Origin of the sequence: Halalkalibacter okhensis (genome assembly GCF_000787375.1) — a bacterium.
Taxonomy (GTDB): domain Bacteria; phylum Bacillota; class Bacilli; order Bacillales; family Bacillaceae_D; genus Halalkalibacter; species Halalkalibacter okhensis.
The window spans coordinates 95,798-115,048 of sequence record NZ_JRJU01000006.1 but is presented as its reverse complement, the minus strand read 5'-3'; the positions used below and the strand labels follow the sequence as shown (position 1 = coordinate 115,048).

At 36.4% G+C, this 19,251-nt stretch carries 15 protein-coding genes and 1 pseudogene; 12 read left to right on the top strand and 4 right to left on the bottom strand.

Annotated features, from left to right (window positions below; translation table 11 throughout):
* Positions 1-52 precede the first annotated feature (52 nt).
* From LQ50_RS06760 to LQ50_RS24870, 3 genes are all read right to left on the bottom strand, one after another.
* Positions 53-1,153: an ABC transporter ATP-binding protein gene (locus tag LQ50_RS06760; RefSeq protein ID WP_034627422.1), complete on the bottom strand. Its 1,101-nt coding sequence runs from the start codon at positions 1,151-1,153 to the stop codon at positions 53-55.
* A 113-nt stretch (positions 1,154-1,266) separates the two neighbouring features.
* Positions 1,267-2,175 (bottom strand): PucR family transcriptional regulator, encoded by a 909-nt coding sequence (locus LQ50_RS06755; RefSeq protein ID WP_034627420.1) that lies wholly within the window; start codon positions 2,173-2,175, stop codon positions 1,267-1,269.
* Between the two features lie 185 nt (positions 2,176-2,360).
* The gene (locus LQ50_RS24870; protein ID WP_084138640.1) at positions 2,361-2,513 is read right to left on the bottom strand and encodes a YjcZ family sporulation protein; all 153 of its coding nucleotides are present in this window, start codon (positions 2,511-2,513) and stop codon (positions 2,361-2,363) included.
* A gap of 171 nt (positions 2,514-2,684) precedes the next feature.
* Between LQ50_RS24870 and eutH the strand changes: the two genes are divergently transcribed.
* Complete coding sequence (eutH, locus tag LQ50_RS06750) at positions 2,685-3,758, top strand: ethanolamine utilization protein EutH (RefSeq protein ID WP_034627418.1); 1,074 nt, start codon at positions 2,685-2,687, stop codon at positions 3,756-3,758.
* Positions 3,759-3,869: 111 nt separating this feature from the next.
* Positions 3,870-4,544 (top strand): NAD(P)H-dependent oxidoreductase, encoded by a 675-nt coding sequence (locus LQ50_RS06745; protein WP_034627417.1) that lies wholly within the window; start codon positions 3,870-3,872, stop codon positions 4,542-4,544.
* Between the two features lie 75 nt (positions 4,545-4,619).
* Here the strand turns inward: LQ50_RS06745 and LQ50_RS06740 are convergent, their stop codons facing one another.
* Positions 4,620-6,458, bottom strand: a complete 1,839-nt coding sequence (locus LQ50_RS06740) for a DNA ligase D (RefSeq protein WP_034627415.1) — start codon at positions 6,456-6,458, stop codon at positions 4,620-4,622.
* 114 nt (positions 6,459-6,572) lie between these two features.
* Here LQ50_RS06740 and ku point away from each other — a divergent pair.
* The 10 genes and pseudogenes from ku to aceB all read left to right on the top strand — a co-directional run bounded on the left by ku (position 6,573) and on the right by aceB (position 19,248).
* Positions 6,573-7,438 (top strand): annotated as a pseudogene (ku, locus tag LQ50_RS06735) (non-homologous end joining protein Ku).
* 284 nt (positions 7,439-7,722) lie between these two features.
* Entirely contained in the window at positions 7,723-10,419 is a 2,697-nt protein-coding gene (locus LQ50_RS06730; protein ID WP_034627413.1) for a response regulator, read from the top strand.
* A 15-nt stretch (positions 10,420-10,434) separates the two neighbouring features.
* Positions 10,435-11,295, top strand: a complete 861-nt coding sequence (locus LQ50_RS06725; protein WP_052144617.1) for a CheR family methyltransferase — start codon at positions 10,435-10,437, stop codon at positions 11,293-11,295.
* 22 nt (positions 11,296-11,317) lie between these two features.
* Positions 11,318-12,907, top strand: a complete 1,590-nt coding sequence (locus LQ50_RS06720) for an ATP-binding response regulator (RefSeq protein ID WP_034627410.1) — start codon at positions 11,318-11,320, stop codon at positions 12,905-12,907.
* Between the two features lie 79 nt (positions 12,908-12,986).
* Positions 12,987-13,124 carry a hypothetical protein gene (locus tag LQ50_RS25345; protein ID WP_161784660.1) on the top strand — a complete coding sequence of 46 codons (138 nt, stop codon included), beginning with the start codon at positions 12,987-12,989 and terminating at the stop codon, positions 13,122-13,124.
* Positions 13,125-13,299: 175 nt separating this feature from the next.
* Complete coding sequence (locus tag LQ50_RS06715) at positions 13,300-13,539, top strand: YozQ family protein (protein ID WP_237563659.1); 240 nt, start codon at positions 13,300-13,302, stop codon at positions 13,537-13,539.
* A gap of 203 nt (positions 13,540-13,742) precedes the next feature.
* Positions 13,743-14,873 carry a mechanosensitive ion channel family protein gene (locus LQ50_RS06710; RefSeq protein WP_034627405.1) on the top strand — a complete coding sequence of 377 codons (1,131 nt, stop codon included), beginning with the start codon at positions 13,743-13,745 and terminating at the stop codon, positions 14,871-14,873.
* 98 nt (positions 14,874-14,971) lie between these two features.
* On the top strand, positions 14,972-16,471 hold the full coding sequence (locus LQ50_RS06705) for a glycine betaine uptake BCCT transporter (RefSeq protein ID WP_034627402.1): 1,500 nt from the start codon (positions 14,972-14,974) through the stop codon (positions 16,469-16,471).
* A 160-nt stretch (positions 16,472-16,631) separates the two neighbouring features.
* Positions 16,632-17,165 (top strand): DUF4309 domain-containing protein, encoded by a 534-nt coding sequence (locus tag LQ50_RS06700; protein WP_034627400.1) that lies wholly within the window; start codon positions 16,632-16,634, stop codon positions 17,163-17,165.
* Between the two features lie 466 nt (positions 17,166-17,631).
* A complete protein-coding gene (gene aceB, locus LQ50_RS06695; RefSeq protein WP_084138639.1) occupies positions 17,632-19,248 on the top strand; it encodes a malate synthase A in 1,617 nt (538 codons plus the stop codon).
* The last annotated feature ends 3 nt before the right edge of the window (positions 19,249-19,251 follow it).

The following is a 19,251-nucleotide window of genomic DNA, read 5'->3' as shown; positions in this document are numbered from 1 at the left end:
GATATCCGAAATATAAGCCCCTTAACTTTATCGTCAAGGGGCTTAATAGTTATTAACGAATTCTTAATTCACTTTCAGTATCAAAGAAGTGTACTTTGTTCATATCAAATGCTAGATCAACTTTTTGTCCCATCTTCACATCAGAACGAGCATCGATACGAGCAATAAAGTCTTGACCATCTACTTTAGAATAAAGATATGATTCCGCTCCTAATAACTCAGATACATCAACAGTAGCTGTGAATTTTGACTCAGGAGATGATTCTAAGAATAGTAGTTCATCATGGATGTCCTCTGGACGAACTCCTAAGATCACTTCCTTATTAATGTAGTTTCTTTCTTTTAATGTTTTTAACTTACCTTCAGGAACTTTTACTTGGATGTCTCCCATTTTAAAGAATCCATCTGCAGTAAGTGAACCTTTAAAGAAATTCATTGCCGGAGATCCGATAAATCCACCAACAAAGACATTATCTGGATTGTCATATACTTCTTTTGGTGTCCCAACTTGTTGAATGATTCCGTCTTTCATAATAACGATTCGCGATGCCATTGTCATCGCTTCTGTTTGGTCATGTGTTACATAGATTGTTGTAGTTTGTAAGCGTTTGTGTAATTTCGTAATCTCAGCACGCATTTGAACACGAAGCTTTGCATCTAAGTTTGATAACGGCTCATCCATTAAGAAAACTTGAGGGTCACGGACAATTGCTCGTCCTAAAGCAACACGTTGACGCTGACCACCAGACATGGCCTTTGGCTTACGATCTAGCATTTCTGTTAGACCTAAGATTTTTGCTGCATCTTTTACTCTTCTATCAATCTCTTCTTTTTTAAATTTACGTAGTTTTAAACCAAATGCCATATTATCGTAAACATTCATATGTGGATAAAGGGCGTAGTTTTGGAATACCATCGCAATATCACGGTCTTTTGGAGCTACATCATTTACGCGACGATCTCCGATATAGAGGTCCCCTTTAGAGATATCCTCAAGTCCAGCAATCATACGTAACGTTGTTGACTTACCACAACCAGAAGGTCCAACAAATACGACAAACTCTTTATCTTGAATATGCAAATTGAAATCCGTTACAGCTGTTACGTCTCCGTCATAAATCTTGTAAACGTTATCTAATCTAATTTCACCCATATCGATCTCTCCTTTTGAATATCTTTAATATAGATAAAGTGTAACTTTTGTAACCGTTTTCGTATACGGTAAAAGTGCATAAAAAAGAATGCATTGTTTTTGTGCACAATGCATTAATGGATGTTTTTTTCAATTAATAGAGAGAGATAAACAGTAACTGCACTTCGAAAATGTCTGATATCAATCCCTGTTTTTTCTATGAATTTATCAACTCGGTATTGTAAAGTATTTCGATGCAGAAATAGTTTTTTTGCAGCAAGGGATACATTCATGTTGCAATCAAGATATACTTTGATACTTTGAATTAAATCATGATCTTCGAGGACTGGTTTCAATGTCTGCTCTTTTATTTGCATTAAAGTGTTAGAAGAAGCTTTGCCAATTAGGAGAAAAGGTAGTTCTTCTTCTCCTTTATACACTTTTTTCTTGTAGAGCTGCTTTACTGTATGAAAGCTCGACTTTTCCCATTGATAGCGACTTTTAGCATCTGTAATTGAAACGTTACTAATCCCTATATACATGACGATCTCTATAAAGAAATCACTAATGATATTATCAACGATCGATTCAAAAAGGTTTTCAATTGTGTCTGTTATTTTAGGATCCAAGTCAATGATCACACCAGAAGATTCATTTTCCCACAAGAGGATGGTCTTTGCAGGGAAGAGACTTTTTATCGCACCTGTAAATGCCTCACGTTCTTGCAACTCATCTTTTAAATGAAAGTACACAAATCGAAAGGACTCTTCGGTATGCTGATCTAATGAGGTTTCAGTATCTTTAAATAATATGGATGACCAATATTCTTCCTCTTTAGATCTAGGAAAATATTCATTTTGTTTCGGAAGGGGAGTTAGGAATATATTTAAGATGTCTAGTTCTTTCTCGTGGATCCGATCAATTGGAAACCCAATAGTTATATTATCAGGAGTTATAAACCAATAATAATTTTCGTCATATGTATTGTAATCATTACCTATAATAAATGTATCTCCGAAATGCGCCTTAAGCTTGTCTAGCATGTATGATCAAATCCTTTTCAAAGTAGTTCTACCTTGAAATAAGTATAACAAATCAACAAAGGCAAGAAAAAGGTAACGCAGTCATTTTGATCAATTTATATAGAGTGCAATGGCAATTCAAAACGATTTGTAAGAATAAAAGCGCCTTTTTTTAGAAGGCGCTGTTTATTTTGGTTGTGCAGAAACTATTTATACCAACTAGCACCTAGGATAATAAGCAATATGACTAGCACCACAATTAGTGCGAATCCAAAGCCAAATCCCGGGCGGGGTGTTGGGGGACAACAATATCCACCGTACCCGCCATATCCGCCGTACCATGGACCATAGTAACCCATTTTTCACACCACCTTTCAGGAGGGTTACTACACACTATGCATATGTCTCGGCTTTCGAGATAGGTAAGTGTGGAATTTGGATAAAGTTTAGATAATTTATTATATATAAAAGGAAATGAATCTATTAATCTGTTATGATATTAGTCAAAAAAAGTAAGGTTGGGGAACAACATGTGGGTTAACGATTTGATCGTGTATATAATGGTCGGATTTTTATGTCTTGGAGCATTAGATAAATTACTTGGGAATAAAATGGGGCTTGGTCAAAGCTTTACAAACGCATTTATGACCATGGGTTCTTTGACACTTGCTATGGTTGGAATTGTTTCTTTGGCACCTGTTATCGCTGCTATCTTAACTCCTTTAATTTCACCTGTTTATGGGTTAGTCGGAGCCGACCCTGCTGCCTTTGCTAATACTATATTAGCACTTGATATGGGGGGATATGCTCTTGCGAAGGAGATGGCTCAAAGTCAAGATGCTGAATTGTTCTCTTGGGTTTTCCTAGGAACAATGCTTGGGCCAACGCTTGTTTTTACGATCCCGGTTGCATTGGGAATCATTGAGAAAGAAGATCATCCGTATTTTGCTAAAGGGATCCTTCTTGGAATTATTACCGTTCCGATTGGTTGTTTAGCTGGAGGCCTCATTGCCCAACTTGATATGGTGACGGTCATTCGAAATTTAATCCCTACCATCGTCTTATCCATATTGATCTCTTTAGGACTTTGGAAAATGACTGATGTCATGATTAAAGGATTTCAATGCTTTGCAAAATTGATCGAGATGATTGCTATTATTGGCCTAACAGCAATTATATTTGAAACGTTAACAGGATTTGCTGTCATTCCAAATATGACTCCGTTGGAAGAAGGTATTAAGATTGTTGGGATGATTGTCATTGTATTAGCCGGTGCTTTCCCGTTAGTCACTTTCATTAATCAAGTATTTCTCAAGAAGTTGAAGAAGCTTGGAGCACTACTGCGAATAGACGAGAAGTCTACTGCGGGGTTAATTGCTTCATTAGCGCATGTCATTCCTATGCTTACAATGTTGAAAGAGATGACACCAAGGGGCAAGGTTTTTAATGTTGCTTTTGCCGTAAGTGGTGCGTTTGTTTTAGGAGGGCATTTAGGTTTTGTTGCGGGCATGCAACAAGAAATGGTATTTGCCATGGTTGTCGGGAAACTCGTCTCCGGGTTTTGCGCATTAGTACTAGCACATGTCGCTTTGGAACAAGTCTGACTGCTGAATGAGGAATCATTTCATTTGAATCAACAATTATTTGTTAGAATTTGCGATATATGCTACGCTTTTTTCGGGAAATTCTAGCGCTATATTTAGGAGAGATTTGTTATGTTTGAAAAAGAGAAGATAAAAAAGCAAGTAGTAGATGCATTCATGTTCCGCCATGCAACAAAAGTTTTTGATCCGAACAAAATTATTTCGGATGACGATTTTAACTTTATTTTAGAAACGGGTAGGTTATCTCCAAGTTCTATTGGTCTTGAGCCTTGGAAATTTGTTGTGCTACAAAATAAAGAGATGAGAGAAAAGTTAGGTGAGTTCGCATGGGGGGCTGGAGGGCAACTTCCAACAGCGAGTCATTTCGTTATTATTTTAGCTCGAACGAGTAAAGATGTCCGTTACGATTCTGAATATATTACAAATCATTTTAGAAACGTGAAGAATGCACCAGAAGAAATTGTTAGAGAGCTTCCAGCACGATACCAAAATTTCCAAGAGAAGTTTGGTGTGTTGGAATCGGAACGTACAATTTTTGATTGGTCGTGTAAACAAACGTATATTGCATTAGGAAACATGCTAATTGCTGCTGCACAAATCGGCATAGACTCTTGTCCGATTGAAGGCTTTAATTATAAGCTTGTTCATGATTTCCTTCATGAACAAGGAGTGCTAGAAGATGGGCATTTTGACGTTTCCGTTATGGCAGCGTTTGGCTATCGAAAAGATGAACCAAGACCAAAGACAAGAAAAAAACTAACTGATATCGTGACATGGATAAAATAGTGTATGTTTTTTAGGTTGTTTAGTGGTCACTAAAAAAGGTCAAATCACCTTTTTTGTGACCATATTTTATTCTCGTTATGGTTTTACTAATTCCTTCAGTTGGATAAGAATCTTTGAAAAAGCATCCTCATTATTAACTTCGCGAAAAGAAGAGAAGGGGTCTTTTTCTGTTTCTAATCGTTCAATCACAGCTGGAAGTGTGAAGCGATCAGGGGTTAATGAATCAGTTACATCTTCCCATTTTAATGGAGTCGCAATAAGCCCTTGGATGCTTCCGCGAGGGGAGTATGGTGCGACGATGGTTTTACCTTGATCATGTTGGATGTAATCAAGGTATAATTTATTATTCCTCTTTTTTTTCAGGCGCTCCGTTGTAAACAAATCAGGCTGTTGCTCACATAAAAATTGACAAATGAATTGAGTGAATACTCGCGTCTCTTGGTACGTGAAACGATTAGTAGGCAGTGGAATATATACTTGCAGCCCTTTCCCGCCAGATGTTTTAACAAAAGAGGTAAGATGAAATTGATCAAAGATTGCTTTCATTTGCTTAGCGGCAATAACAGCTAATGAAAAGTCTTCTACCGACGGTGGATCTAAGTCGAACACAATTTCTGTTGGTTTGTCTGTATATCTTGTTTGAAAAGGGATGTGCAATTCAAGAGCAAGTTGATTCCCTAGCCAAAGAAGAGTTTCAATATTATTGCATATAATATAATTTATATCTTCAACCTCTTCTGTCTCGATGAATTCAGGTGCGTATTCGGGACAATGTTTTTGATAAAACCGTTCGCCTTCTGCACCATGTGGATACCTAATTACAGTCAATAGTCGTTCACGTAAAAATGGAAGCAAGTATGGTGAAGCTTTTTGTAAGTACAGTAAATAGTCATCTTTTGATATGTTAATGTCTGTCCAAATTGGTTTTTGGGGATTTGTTATCGTAATATGTTCAGGAATGGGATGAAGCTGACGTTGCATCTGGTTCCATGTGCACTCTGGTGGTTCCTGGTTGAAATTAAATGCATGGAAACGAGGCTCACGTAGTTGTTTCCCGTCAAAATCAATACAAGCAATGTCAACGCATATAGATGGAGGCAGCTCCCATAGATTTGTTCCTCTTTTCACCCCATTGTTTTCGAAAAAAGTAAATAATGTCTTCTCTTCTTCATCCGTTAATCCATGCTTGAAGTTGACAACCTCAGTAAGATGGTTCTCTTGATAGATGGCACCATGAAAATAGCCGTTGTTTTTATCATATTTCGTTAAGATGACAGAAACAAATCTGTAGTTTTTTATTTTAAGCCAGCTCGTTGTTCTTTTATCGTTTTCCCACAGACTTGCTGCTCGTTTGGCAACAATTCCTTCTCCGTTATAAGCGATAATTTGATTCCATAAATAATCTTTGTCCGTAAAAACATCAATTAATTGAATGCGGTGACTGTTTCGATAATCAACAGTAGTTTGTAATTTATTATCTGAAAAGAAAGCTTCTAATAATTGCTTTCTTTTTGTTAACTTTTGGGCAACGAGTTGTTCACCCTTTAGCGATATAATATCAAAAACAATAAAATGACATGGGTGTTCTTCTGCGTGTTTGGAAATAGTTACTTGATTTTTCATTCGCCCACGAACTTGGACAGTTGAAAAGTGACTTTGAAAGTTGTTTCTTAAGTTCACCAGTTCCCCGTCAAACGTTAAAGGCAAATAATTCTTAAGTAACGGATACATGTCCTCACAGTACTGCGTTATTTCAGGGAAATGGATAGTCAATTCTTTTCCAGTTCGGCTAATCAATTTAATCGCGTCTTTATCCCAATACAATAAACAACGAAAACCATCAAACTTTGTTTCGTAAATCCAATCCTTACCTGTAGGAATATCAATTGCAGGAGAAAGGAGCATTGGTTTCATAAATGTCACCTTCTTTGTTATGCCAGTTACTATTTAAGCTGTAACAAAAATATAACAACCATACATAATCGTTCATAAAAAATTGCACATTAAAAGAAAAGGCAGGTGATCCTTATGCATACCGTTTGGAAAGGCAGCATTAGTTTCGGACTCGTTAATATTCCAATTAAGCTTCATACAGCAACGGAAAACAAAGATATTAAATTGCGACAAATACACAAGGAGTGTCATACACCGATCAGTTATCAAAAGGTGTGTCCAGGTTGTGAGAAGGAAGTAAAGAGTGAAGATATTGTTAAAGCGTATGAATATGCAAAAATAAATTTGTTGTTTTAGATGATGAGGAACTTGAAAAATTAAAGAAAGAAAATGAAGATAAAGCTGTTGAAATAATTGACTTTGTAAAATTAGAAGAGATTGACCCAATCTTTTTTGAGAAAAGCTATTTTATTGCTCCAGATAACGGTGGGGGCAAAGCGTATTCATTGTTAAGAAAAGCGTTAACAGAATCAGGAAAGATTGGAATTGCCAAAATTATTATCCGATCCAAAGAGCAATTAGCCGTTGTACGAGTATACAAAGATACTCTTTTAATGGAAACCATTCATTTTCCTGATGAAGTACGTAATGTACAAGATGTTCCTAATGTCCCTTCAGAACAATTAGTGGAACAAAAAGAACTTGATACAGCACTAATGCTTGTTGAACAACTAACGACAACGTTTGAGCCAAAAAAGTATACGGATGAATACCGTACTGCATTGATGGAGTTAATCGAGGAAAAGAAATCTGGAAAGCAAACCGTTACGGCAACAGAAAAGGAACCTGCTGCCGCAGCTTCGAATGTAACAGACCTAATGTCTGCATTACAAGCTTCTCTAGATAAAACAAAAACGAAGAAGCCTGCAACAAGAAAGAAGAAAGCACCAGTTAAGAAAAAGACAGAGGAAAAAGTGACAACTGCACGAAAGAATGCGTAAAGAAAGAGGAGATTTATAGCGATCTCCTCTTTCTTTTTATGGAAGACCACTGAAAAAGGTACGATTTTCATCTTTCTCCGTGGTCTTTAAGCAATGAGCGGGTTACTCGTAACAGGTGCGCAATGTGTGGAGCCATTGCTGCTTCCTCGAATTACGAGAATGGACTTTTTCAGTAGCTTCCCTTTATGGTAGTGGAGAATTCCCCTATTTATATAGAAGTACTATGGTTTATATAGTAAACTATTAAATATTACCAAAAAAAAGTCAGGAGTATCTAAAAAGTTATGAAATTAAATACAAAGCTTCTAATCGGATTGGGTTCAATACTAGGTATCATTATCATCTTAAGTATGATTGTCTTTTACACGTTAACACAACAAAATACGTATATGCGTGAAATTGTTACGGAAGATCATCAAAAGGTGGTGTTAGCACAAACGCTCAATCTAGAAACCAATACCATAGCACGAGAAATGAGAGAGCTTTTGTTAATGGATGCTGATACCGAAGTGCCAGAGAAGATAGCAATTATTAATAATGCGTTAGGGAATCAAGTTTCCATTATAGAATCTCTTCAAGAATTAAGCTCATTAAATGAGGCTGAAGTAGCAGCAATCTCGTCGATTCAGCAAATTAGAAATGACTATAACGAAATGGTACAAACCATCATATCGCTTGTGACCTCAGATAATTACACAGGGGCAATCAATTATTTGTTAGATGAAAATGAAGGTTTGCGACGAGATATGCTAATTGAAGTAAATTTATTTACAGAACAAGAACAGTTGATCATGCTCGAAAGACTACAAGAATCAGAAGCTACTTATCAAAGTGCAATTACATATTTAGTTATCCTAACAATTATTTCGTTGGTAGTGATTTCAACGATTACATATTCTATTGTGAAAAATATTAATACAAGCATTAATAGGGTGCGAAAAGTGATCACGAGTGTAAGAAGTCATCCTTTAGATAGGCTTCCCCGAATAGAAGTAAAGACGAAAGATGAAATTGGTGAGATTGCTATTAGCTATAACAATATGGCCGATTCGTTGGAAACAGTAACGAAACAAGAGAAGGAGATTGCTGAAGCATTAAAAGAAGAAAACTGGATTAAATCCAGATATGCAGAAATTGCTATGAAGTTTCAAGGGATTAAAGATTTAAACGAATTTGGCACGGTATTTATGACAAATATTGCTCAATTTGTAAGAGCAACGTACGGAGTAATTTATGTAAGGGAAGAGGGAAATACATTAACGAAAATTGCCTCTTATGCCGCTTGCGATAGCAATATTGGAACGGAAAAAATTCACCTTGGACAGGGGCTAGTCGGGCAGTGTGCTGCGGATAAGAAGCTAATGATATTCGATCACCTTCCAAATGAATATGTATCCACAACTTCTGGTTTAGGAGCAGCTGCTCCAACCTCTCTAATCCTTCTGCCTATTGAATTTGATCAAGAAATTGTAGGAGTTTTAGAATTAGCGAAATTTGAGCCTTTCAGTCAATCAGAAATAAGGATATTGGAACAATTAAGTCAATCATCTGGTTCTAGTATTGAACGAATCTTAGATCATATGAAAATAGAGGAGTTACTTACTGAATCTCAAACTCAATCCGAAGAGCTCCAAACTCAATCGGAGGAGCTTCAACAACAGCAAGAAGAGCTCCGATTAATTAATGAGCAATTACATGAACAATTTAGACAATCAGATGAGAAAAATCAGGAGCTTGAACTAATTAAAAAGGATTTAGAAGAGAAAAATCGAAATATTAAACTTGGCTCAAGATATAAGTCTGAGTTCTTAGCTAACATGTCTCATGAACTAAGGACACCTTTAAATAGTATGTTAATTTTATCGCAAATGCTTGCTGAAAATGTAAATGGAAATTTAACAGATAAACAGGTTGAGCATGCCTCAACCATTTACTCATCCGGTAGAGACTTACTAGATTTAATCAATGATATATTAGACTTATCAAAAATTGAATCAGGCAAGATTGAAGTGTTCCCAGAAGAGGTATTAATTAGTGATATAAAAGCATTTGTTCAGAGACAATTTGCCCCTATCTCTAGCCAAAAAAATATAGATTTTAACATTGTAATTGACTCAGAATCTCCAGCGATACTTTTTACGGATGATCAGAAGTTGAAACAAATCTTAAAGAATTTATTATCAAATGCTTTTAAATTTACTAATGCAGGCAAAGTTGAGTTACATTTTAAAAAAGCAATGGAAGCCGATAGTGGAAAATTGGGCATATCTGTTGTTGATACAGGAGTCGGTATTGCCTTAGATAAACAGCGGAGTATTTTTGAGGCATTCTATCAAGAAGATGGTACAATCACTCGCAAGTATGGAGGAACAGGTCTCGGCTTATCCATTAGTAGAGAGCTGTCAGAGTTGTTAGGTGGCTATATTAGTGTGAAAAGTACAGAAGGTAAAGGGAGTGTCTTCACTTTGTACTTACCAGACTACCATCAAGAACCTGAATATGAAGAACCGTTAATGGATGAAGTGGCAGGAACCATAGAGGAGAGTGTGGTAGTTGAAGAAGATCATACTGAAGTAATAGAACAGAATGAACAAGTAACAGAACAGTTGCAAAATAAAACCGTTCTAATTGTAGACGATGATATGCGGAATGTTTTCTCGCTAACAGCAGCTTTAGAAGGACAACATATGAAAGTCCTTTTTGCAGAAAATGGAATGGAGTCGATTGAGGCCTTATCAGAACATACGGAGGTTGATATCGTCTTAATGGACATTATGATGCCTGAAATGAATGGCTATGAAGCGATGCAAGAGATTCGAAAAAATGAGAAGTGGGCTCAGTTACCTATTTTAGCGTTAACAGCAAAAGCGATGAAGAATGATAGAGAAAAATGTATTAGTGCAGGTGCATCTGATTATATTAGCAAGCCTGTTAATATGGAGCAGCTTTTGTCATTAATGAAGGTTTGGCTCCATAAGTAGTGTAGAGAGAGAGTGATGCCGATGATTGATTCGTCTTTAATCCAAACTCAAGAAGGACGCTCGAATGAGATAGAGAGAACCGAAATTAAGTTATTGCTTGAAGGGATTTATCAGACGTATGGGTATGATTTTCGTAATTATGCTTATTCATCGATAAAAAGAAGAATTTGGTACCGCGCTCAATTTGAAGATGTTAAGAACATCTCAGAGTTTCAGGCAAAAGTGCTGTATCAACCTGAACTGATGAAGCAATTGTTGCGTGATTTCTCCATTAATGTAACAGAAATGTTTCGAGATCCGAGCTTTTTTAAAGCTTTTCGTACCGAGATTGTTCCGATATTGCGGAAACTCCCATATATTCGAATTTGGCATGCAGGCTGTTCATCAGGGGAAGAAGTTTATTCTATGGCGATTGTTTTGTTAGAAGAGGGTCTTTATGATAGAACAAAGATTTATGCTACTGATATGGATGAAGAAATTATTGAGAGGGCAAAGCTTGGCAAGGTATCACTTGAGCATATGAAGTTATACACTAAAAATTATCATCAAGCAGGAGGGAAGAAGGAGTTCTCGGAATATTATTCGGTATGTGATAATGAGGTAGTCCTTCACCCTTTTCTAAGAGAAAATGTTGTCTTTGCTCACCATAATCTAGTAACGGACCATTCTTTTAATGAATTTCAAATGATTGTTTGTAGAAATGTCCTTATTTACTTTAATAAAAAGTTGACAAATCGAGTGTATGATCTTTTTTACGATAGCTTAAGTGATGAAGGATTTTTAGGCCTTGGATCAAAAGAATCGCTTAGCATGTACAATTCAGCAGGATTATTTGAGGAAGTAAATCCTGTTGAAAAAATATATATAAAAGTCTGAAGGAAAATAGAGAGGTATCGTTATGTCTGCTCACGATAAGGTTGCAATATTAATGGTTGATGATCGACCAGAGAACCTAATGGCTTTAGAGGCAGTGTTAGACTCTGAGCAATATCTCTTGATCGGTGTGAGGTCAGGAGAAGAAGCATTAAAGAAAGTTTTACTATATGATTTTGCTGTAATTCTCTTAGACGTTCAAATGCCCGGCTTGAATGGCTTTGAGACGGCAGAGATAATCAAGCAACGTAAAAGTTCAAGCCATATTCCAATTATCTTTATTACGGCATTAAGTAAAGCGAATGAACACGTGTCAACAGGCTACTTAACCGGTGCAATTGATTACATATTTAAACCATTTAATCCGATAATCTTAAGAAGCAAGGTCGACGCGTTTGCTCAAATTCATCGAAAACAAAAAGAGATTGAACAGCAAAATTCTCATTTGGAAAAAACGTCGATTGAATTACAAGAAAAGCATAACAATCTTGAAAATCTGATAAACGAAAAAACAAAAGAATTAGTACAAGCAAATGAAGAACTGCAAGTATCCCAGGAACGATTCCAAAAAATATTTCAGCATAGTCCCAACTTAATGGCGATTCGTTCCTTAGTTGATCAACGATATGTAGACGTAAATCAAAGTTGGCTTCAATTTTCTGGTTATGAGTATAAGGAGCTTGCTACATTAGGTAACGATGTGTTAAGGATCCATTCAAACTCGGTAGTGATACATAGTCCAAAAGGACAACCAGAGGATTTACAAAATGGGGTTTATAACAAAGAAATTACATATGTGACAAAGCAAGGCGAAAAACGTGAAGGGCTGCTTTCTACTGAAACTGCAACCATTGATGGTGAACCATGCATAATCAGTACGATTACCGATATAACTGAAATTGTTGATTTAGAAAGAGAGGTTACTCGGTTAGATCGATTAAACTTAGTGGGAGAAATGGCAGCAGGTATTGCGCACGAAATTCGTAACCCGATGACAACCGTACTAGGATTTCTACAATTGGCTAAGAATCAAAGTCAACACCCTCAGCCTGAGGAGTACATTAATTTAATGATCGATGAATTGCACCGAGCCAATGGAATTATTACAGAGTTTCTGACGTTAGCAAAAGATAAAGCAAATAATCGTAAGAAAAAAGACTTAAATGAAGTAGTAACAACCTTGCATCCTTTACTAAGAGCAGAAGCGCTGATGAATAATAAAGTGGTTATATTGGATTTAAAACAATGTCCAATGCTATTTCTAGATGAAAAAGAAATCAGGCAGTTAATCCTTAATATTGGATTAAATGGATTAGAAGCAATGGAAAGTGGAGGAAGATTAACACTAAAGACATATACACGTGATGATTACGTTATCTTAGAAATTGCAGATACGGGTCCTGGAATTAAGAAAGAGGTTTTAGAGAATATAGGTACACCGTTTTTTACGACAAAGGATGAAGGCACAGGACTAGGGCTAGCTATATGTTATAGCATTGCCTCACGTCACTTTGCAAATATAGATATAAAAACAAGTGGCAATGGAACTTCTTTTATTATTTCTTTTCAACAAAATACAGTTGAGAATCATCAAGTTACGAATCGTCTTTCTTAATCATATTTGAAAATCATGTTTACATAAAGATAAATCTGGGTATGGAGTACAAACACCGTTGCAGGAGGTATATGCCATAATGAATGGAAATGTAAAATATCCCAATTTGAGACGTTCTGTTGAAAAAAACTTAACAAGAAAAACAGATGAAAAAGAAAGAAGCTTCATGAAATGGCTGATTAAAAAGGCGAATACAAGCAAATTAAACAAAATGTAAAAAAAGCAACTCTATAACGAGGCTGCTGAACAAGCCTCTCCAGACGTTGCGAACCGATTGATAGCAGCCTTAAGACAAAGTACCGGTTCCGTTCATTGCTTAAAGACCTGAATTTTTCTCATTCATATTTCGTCAAAAATGTACGATACTAATGGAGAAAAAGGAGGGAACTATATTGACAAATCATAAAGATAAAAATTCTGTAAAGTCATCAGAGGACGTTGCGCAAAACTCCTATCAACCATCTGATTATCAAAGTACGGAAGAAGTAGAAAAAGGATTAGCAGCCACGCATGAACAAGTTAGTGATGCCTATGTTGAAGGCACAATTGATGGTCAAATTGATAACTATGAAGGTGAAGATTTAGACCTTCCAAAAGAAGGTTATCAAAAAGATGTCTATAAAGAAAAGTAAATTTTACAGGGTGTGGGGTGTCTAAAGAGGAGAAAACTTAGGCACCCCTCTTTATATTACAATTTCACTTCCACTCCTAATTACTTTTAGGCTTGTCCTCAATACAAAAAAATGCAGGAATAGTAGAGTATAATACAATATTGTTTTATGTACCTTTTTAACCTACCTATGATAAAATACTATGTGCAAAGGTGGGATTTTTGATGGAGATTGATAATTGGAAATGGGATGCCTTCGTTCATTCGTTAAATCGTTTAGAATGGGCTGATATTGGAATAGCAATTGCTATTTTTTCTGTGTTTTTGTTATTTAGGAAAATATTCACAAGATACATTTTTAAGCTTATTCTAATGATGCTAAAGAAAACGCCAACTGAATTCTTTTCTAATCTCTTAATATCTTTTGAAAAGCCAATTCGTGTTTTGTGGATTGTAATTGGTACATACTTGGCACTCGTATATTTGCCTTTTCATTTTACTACTATTGAATTTGTAGAACACCTTTATCGATCAATTATTATTATGATTATTGGGTGGGGTCTTTACAATTATACTTCTGAATACTCTATGGCAATTATTAAACTTGCCCGCAATATCGATTTAGATGAGCAAAGTATGTTTGTTCCTTTCTTATCGAAAATCTTGCGTTTTGCAGTCATTGCTTTAGTGATCGTCGTTGTTGCTAGTGAGTGGGGCTATGAAATAAGCGGTTTTATAGCTGGTTTAGGTCTCGGTGGACTTGCGTTTGCTTTAGCAGCTCAAGACACAATTGGAAATTTCTTTGGTGGAGTCATTATTATTACGGAGAAGCCGTTTCAAAAAGGAGATTGGATTCAAACCCCTTCAGTAGAAGGAACTGTTCAAGACATTAGTTTTAGAAGCACACAAATACGAACCTTCTCGGATTCAATTGTTACAATTCCGAACTCTACGTTGGCGAATGAACCGATCACGAATTGGTCAGAGATGGGGAAGCGCCGGATCGCGTTTAGTGTCGGTGTTACGTATTCAACTCCTAAGGAGAAGCTTGAAACGTGTGCAAGACGAATTGAATCTGTACTAAGATCACATGAGGAAGTTGACCAAGAGTTAATAATGGTTCGTTTCAATGAATTTAATAGCTCTAGCTTGGATATATATATTTACTTTTTTACAAAAACGATTGTATGGGTTGAGTGGTTTAGAATTAAAGAAGAAATTAATTTTGAGATTATGAACATATTAGAAGAAGAAAATGTATCGGTGGCGTTTCCAAGTAGAAGTATTTATATGGAAAATGAACGAATAGCTAAAAATGAAGAATATACTGTAAAAGAGAGTTCTAGCGAAAGCTGAGCTCTCTTTTTGGTATTGATGTTCTTATTAATAAATATTTTAATTTGTCGCAAGCTAAATAGGAGAGTAGGGAGTAGGAAAGGAAGGAGATAAAAAACGTGAAGAATTTAACTGTTACTTATAAGATTTCGGTTGTGATGGCTCTTATTTTTGTTATTTGGGGAGCATTGTTTCCTGAGCAACTTGGAGAAATGATGGGTATTGCACAAGCTTTTTTCTTAAGTGCTTTTGGTTGGTTTTATAACTTAGCTGCTACGTTCTTTTTAATTTTCTCGCTCATATTGATTTTTAGTAAATACGGGAAAATAAGACTCGGTAAAGATACAGATAAACCAGATTTCAATAGAGCAACCTGGTTTGCTATGTTATTTAGTGCCGGTATGGGGATTGGACTTTTATTTTATGGAGTATCTGAGCCTGTCTCCCATTATGCTGCTCCTCCAACAGGCGAAGGAAGTACAGAAGCATCAGCTCTTCTTGCTCTTCGGTATACGTATTTGCATTGGGGGTTTCATGCTTGGGCGATTTATGCTGTTGTTGCCTTAGCGCTTGCTTATTTTAAGTTTCGAAAGGGTGCACCTGGTTTAATGAGTGCAACCTTGCATCCCATTTTTGGAGATCGTGTTAATGGCCCGCTTGGATATACAGTTGATATTATTGCTGTATTTGCAACGATCTTTGGAGTTTGCGCTTCATTAGGGTTAGGTGCTCAACAAATTAATGCTGGACTAGGGTACTTGATTGGGGTCCCTGTTAATTTTACGGTTCAACTTATCATTATTTCTATTATTACAGTATTGTTTATTCTCTCTGCTAGTACAGGAATTAAGCGTGGGATTAAGTATTTAAGTAATACTAATATGATCTTAGCAACACTTTTATTGATTGCAATGGTGATATTGGGACCTACCTTGTTTTTGTTGAATTTATTTACACATACATTAGGGGAATATATTCAAAACTTGCCACAAATGGGTTTACGAATATTTCCATTTGATGAACAAAGAGCTGCCTGGACACAAGGTTGGACCATCTTTTACTGGGCGTGGTGGATTTCTTGGTCGCCATTTGTAGGTATGTTTATTGCAAGGGTTTCAAGAGGGCGAACCATTCGAGAGTTTACAATCGCCGTTTTAGTTGTTCCTACCCTTGTTTGCGCCTTTTGGTTTTGTGTGTTTGGTGGAACCGGGATAAACTTGGACTTATTACATGGTATTGATGTTGCTGGACAAAGCTTAGAGACAGGCCTGTTTTTTGTATATGAACATCTCCCTTTAGGTGGGTTTCTTTCCGTTGTTACTGTCTTATTGATTACAACATTCTTCATTACTTCTGCAGATTCTGCAACATTTGTTTTAGGTATGCAGACGACTGAAGGAGATATGGATCCCTCTAATTTCATAAAAATATCTTGGGGTTTAATTCTATCCGCATCAGCTATTGTTCTTATGGCATCGGGTGGTTTACAGGCACTTCAAACAGCAATTATTGTAAGTGCTTTTCCTTTGACCATTGTATTACTAATTATGAGTATTGGCATTCTCAAGGTATTTAAGACGGAAGTGAAAGGCTTTAAAAGAACGCGCAAAGAAGGATGATGTAACGTTAGATGACCTATTCCTCCGTAAGTATGAATGATAGGGAGGATTAGGTCATCTTTTTTGGCATGCTTATTTATGAATTACATACACTAATAAGGTTAATTAGTTTCATGTTCGTCAACACTTTTATTATTTGCATTACTAAGAGGTGAGCGAAATGAAAAATCTTTTATTTATCGTTTTATTATTGTTATTAACAGGGTGTGGACAAGTCTCTGGTGAAGAACCAATTGTTGAAAAGCAGGGGCAAATTACAAAGGTCGATATGAGTCAAACGGGTTCTTTCCTATCGTTTTCATGGATCGAGCAGGGGTATACTGGAATTTTCACCCCTGTGCAAGCTTATATTGAACAAAGTATAGAAGAGGTCAGGAAACAATTAGGTGAGCCGATAGCGCAGGGATATTATGAAGGTGGAGTTTATTTGGAGTACGATCAGGCAACGTATTTTTTTGATCCAGAAACAAACATTGGTGTTGCTATTGCCATAAATATAGGTGATCATCAGCTTACTAATGAAGAGATGAAAAGACAACTAGGTACCCCAGATCAAAGTGAAATAAATGAAATGGATGGATATTGGACGTTTGTATATAAACTAGATAATTATGAATTGATGTTTGAAGCCAAAACAGAGGAAAGTCATTTAGCTTATGCATGGTTAAAAAGAGCGAGTGAAAACGATAACTAAAAGGGGATTAGATGATTTGTATCCTATTATTTAATCTACAGCATTTTATATGAATTAAATAGGATCCTGATTCGCTATAGACTCAAAATCAATAAACTTTAAGGTCATAACAGAACGAGGATCCGAATCTATAAAGAGAACAATCATATAAATAAAATAGCGGAATGAGGATCAGGTAAAACTACAAAATGTAGCTCATTCCTAAAGTTGTTAGACCAAAAACGCTCAGATATTTCTGAGCGTTTTTTGATGTTATTTGTATTGCCCCTGTTTTAATTGAACCTTTGCTGTTATTAACATGTCTCTCGCAACCTTTTCATGCCTTTTTTTGTTCTCTATTAACGGTTCTCAATGAAAGCTTTTCTGACCTCAGCAAAGAAAATTCAGAAAAAAAGAAAAAAATGGTTGCAGAACCACCTCTTCTGTTATATTATAACAACATAAGTTAATAACTGTATTAATACAGATGAGGGAGGAGAAAGTTGTGAGTCAGGACACGAAGCAAGGCCTGCGAGTAGTTGGGCTAGTAAATCAATGTAGTAAAGAAATCTTAACACCTGAAGCTTTAGCTTTTGTTGAAGGGCTATGCAGAACATTTAATGGACGAAGGGAGAAGCTTTTGCAAAGGAGGCAAGTTCGACAAGAAGAGTTAGACCAGGGGATCATGCCATCATTCTTGGATTCAACAAAGCACATTAGAGAAAGTGATTGGACGATTGCTCCACTTCCGAATGATTTGCAAGATCGTCGAGTTGAAATTACGGGGCCAGTTGAACGGAAAATGGTTATTAATGCATTGAATTCAGGCGCACACGTTTTTATGGCTGATTTTGAAGACGCTAATGCTCCTACATGGGATAATACAATACAAGGTCAAATCAATCTCCGTGATGCAATTAGAAGAACGATTCAATATGAAAATACGAAAACAGGCAAAATTTATCAGCTCAATGAAAATACTTCAACTTTGGTTGTGAGGCCACGAGGATGGCATTTAGTTGAGAAACATCTTTTATTAGATGGGCAGCCTGTTTCTGCTAGTCTTGTTGATTTTGGTTTATATATGTTCCACAATGCCAAGGAATTAATCAGTAGAGGAACGGGACCATACTTTTATTTACCAAAGATGGAGAGTCACCTTGAAGCTAGGCTATGGAATGATGTATTTATTAGTGCGCAAAGGCAATTAGGCATTCCAAAAGGAACGATTAAAGCGACGGTATTAATTGAAACGATCTTAGCATCCTTTGAAATGGACGAAATTTTATTTGAATTAAAGGATCATTCAGCCGGATTAAATTGTGGTCGTTGGGATTATATATTTAGTTATTTAAAGCGCTTCCGCAATCATCCTGATGTTGTACTGCCAGATCGAAGTCAAGTCACAATGACGTCTCCATTTATGAGAGCTTATTCGCTCTTAACAATTAAAACATGTCACAAAAGAGGAGCACCTGCTATTGGAGGGATGGCTGCACAAATTCCTGTTAAAAACAATGAAGTGAAAAATAGAGAAGCGTTTGAAAAAGTACGTCTAGACAAAGAAAGAGAGGTCCGAGATGGACATGATGGTACTTGGGTAGCACATCCAGCTCTTGTTCCAGTTGCAAAAGAAGTATTTAACTGCTATATGCCAACACCAAACCAAATAGATAAAAAGAGAGAAGATGTTGAAGTTACGGCAAAGGACTTAATCGAAGTGCCTGATGGTTCGATTACGGAAGAAGGACTTCGTATGAACATTAGTGTAGGGATTCAATATATTGAATCATGGTTAAATGGAAATGGTGCTGCACCGATTCGGAATTTAATGGAGGATGCAGCTACAGCAGAAATTTCTCGTGCGCAAGTATGGCAATGGATAAGGCATCCAAAAGGGATATTAAATAATGGGACCGATATCACTTTAGAGCTAGTTAAACGCATTCAAGAGGAGGAGCTAGATATTTTACGTGGTGAACTAGGTGAACAGAGGTGGGGACAAGGAAGATTTACTGAAGCTGCACATTTATTTACTACTTTAATTGAAGAGGATGAATTTGAAGAGTTTCTTACGCTACCTGGTTATCAACTAATAAACTAATAA

Coding starts and splice junctions, on each gene's coding strand:
- LQ50_RS06760 (WP_034627422.1), bottom strand. CDS start 1,153: ATGGGTGAAATTAGATTAGATAACGTTTACAAGATTTATGACGGAGAC.
- LQ50_RS06730 (WP_034627413.1), top strand. CDS start 7,723: ATGAAATTAAATACAAAGCTTCTAATCGGATTGGGTTCAATACTAGGT.
- LQ50_RS06745 (WP_034627417.1), top strand. CDS start 3,870: ATGTTTGAAAAAGAGAAGATAAAAAAGCAAGTAGTAGATGCATTCATG.
- LQ50_RS06740 (WP_034627415.1), bottom strand. CDS start 6,458: ATGAAACCAATGCTCCTTTCTCCTGCAATTGATATTCCTACAGGTAAG.
- aceB (WP_084138639.1), top strand. CDS start 17,632: ATGAGGGAGGAGAAAGTTGTGAGTCAGGACACGAAGCAAGGCCTGCGA.
- LQ50_RS24870 (WP_084138640.1), bottom strand. CDS start 2,513: ATGGGTTACTATGGTCCATGGTACGGCGGATATGGCGGGTACGGTGGA.
- LQ50_RS06720 (WP_034627410.1), top strand. CDS start 11,318: ATGTCTGCTCACGATAAGGTTGCAATATTAATGGTTGATGATCGACCA.
- LQ50_RS06700 (WP_034627400.1), top strand. CDS start 16,632: ATGAAAAATCTTTTATTTATCGTTTTATTATTGTTATTAACAGGGTGT.
- LQ50_RS06725 (WP_052144617.1), top strand. CDS start 10,435: ATGCCGATGATTGATTCGTCTTTAATCCAAACTCAAGAAGGACGCTCG.
- LQ50_RS06710 (WP_034627405.1), top strand. CDS start 13,743: ATGGAGATTGATAATTGGAAATGGGATGCCTTCGTTCATTCGTTAAAT.
- eutH (WP_034627418.1), top strand. CDS start 2,685: ATGTGGGTTAACGATTTGATCGTGTATATAATGGTCGGATTTTTATGT.
- LQ50_RS25345 (WP_161784660.1), top strand. CDS start 12,987: ATGAATGGAAATGTAAAATATCCCAATTTGAGACGTTCTGTTGAAAAA.
- LQ50_RS06755 (WP_034627420.1), bottom strand. CDS start 2,175: ATGCTAGACAAGCTTAAGGCGCATTTCGGAGATACATTTATTATAGGT.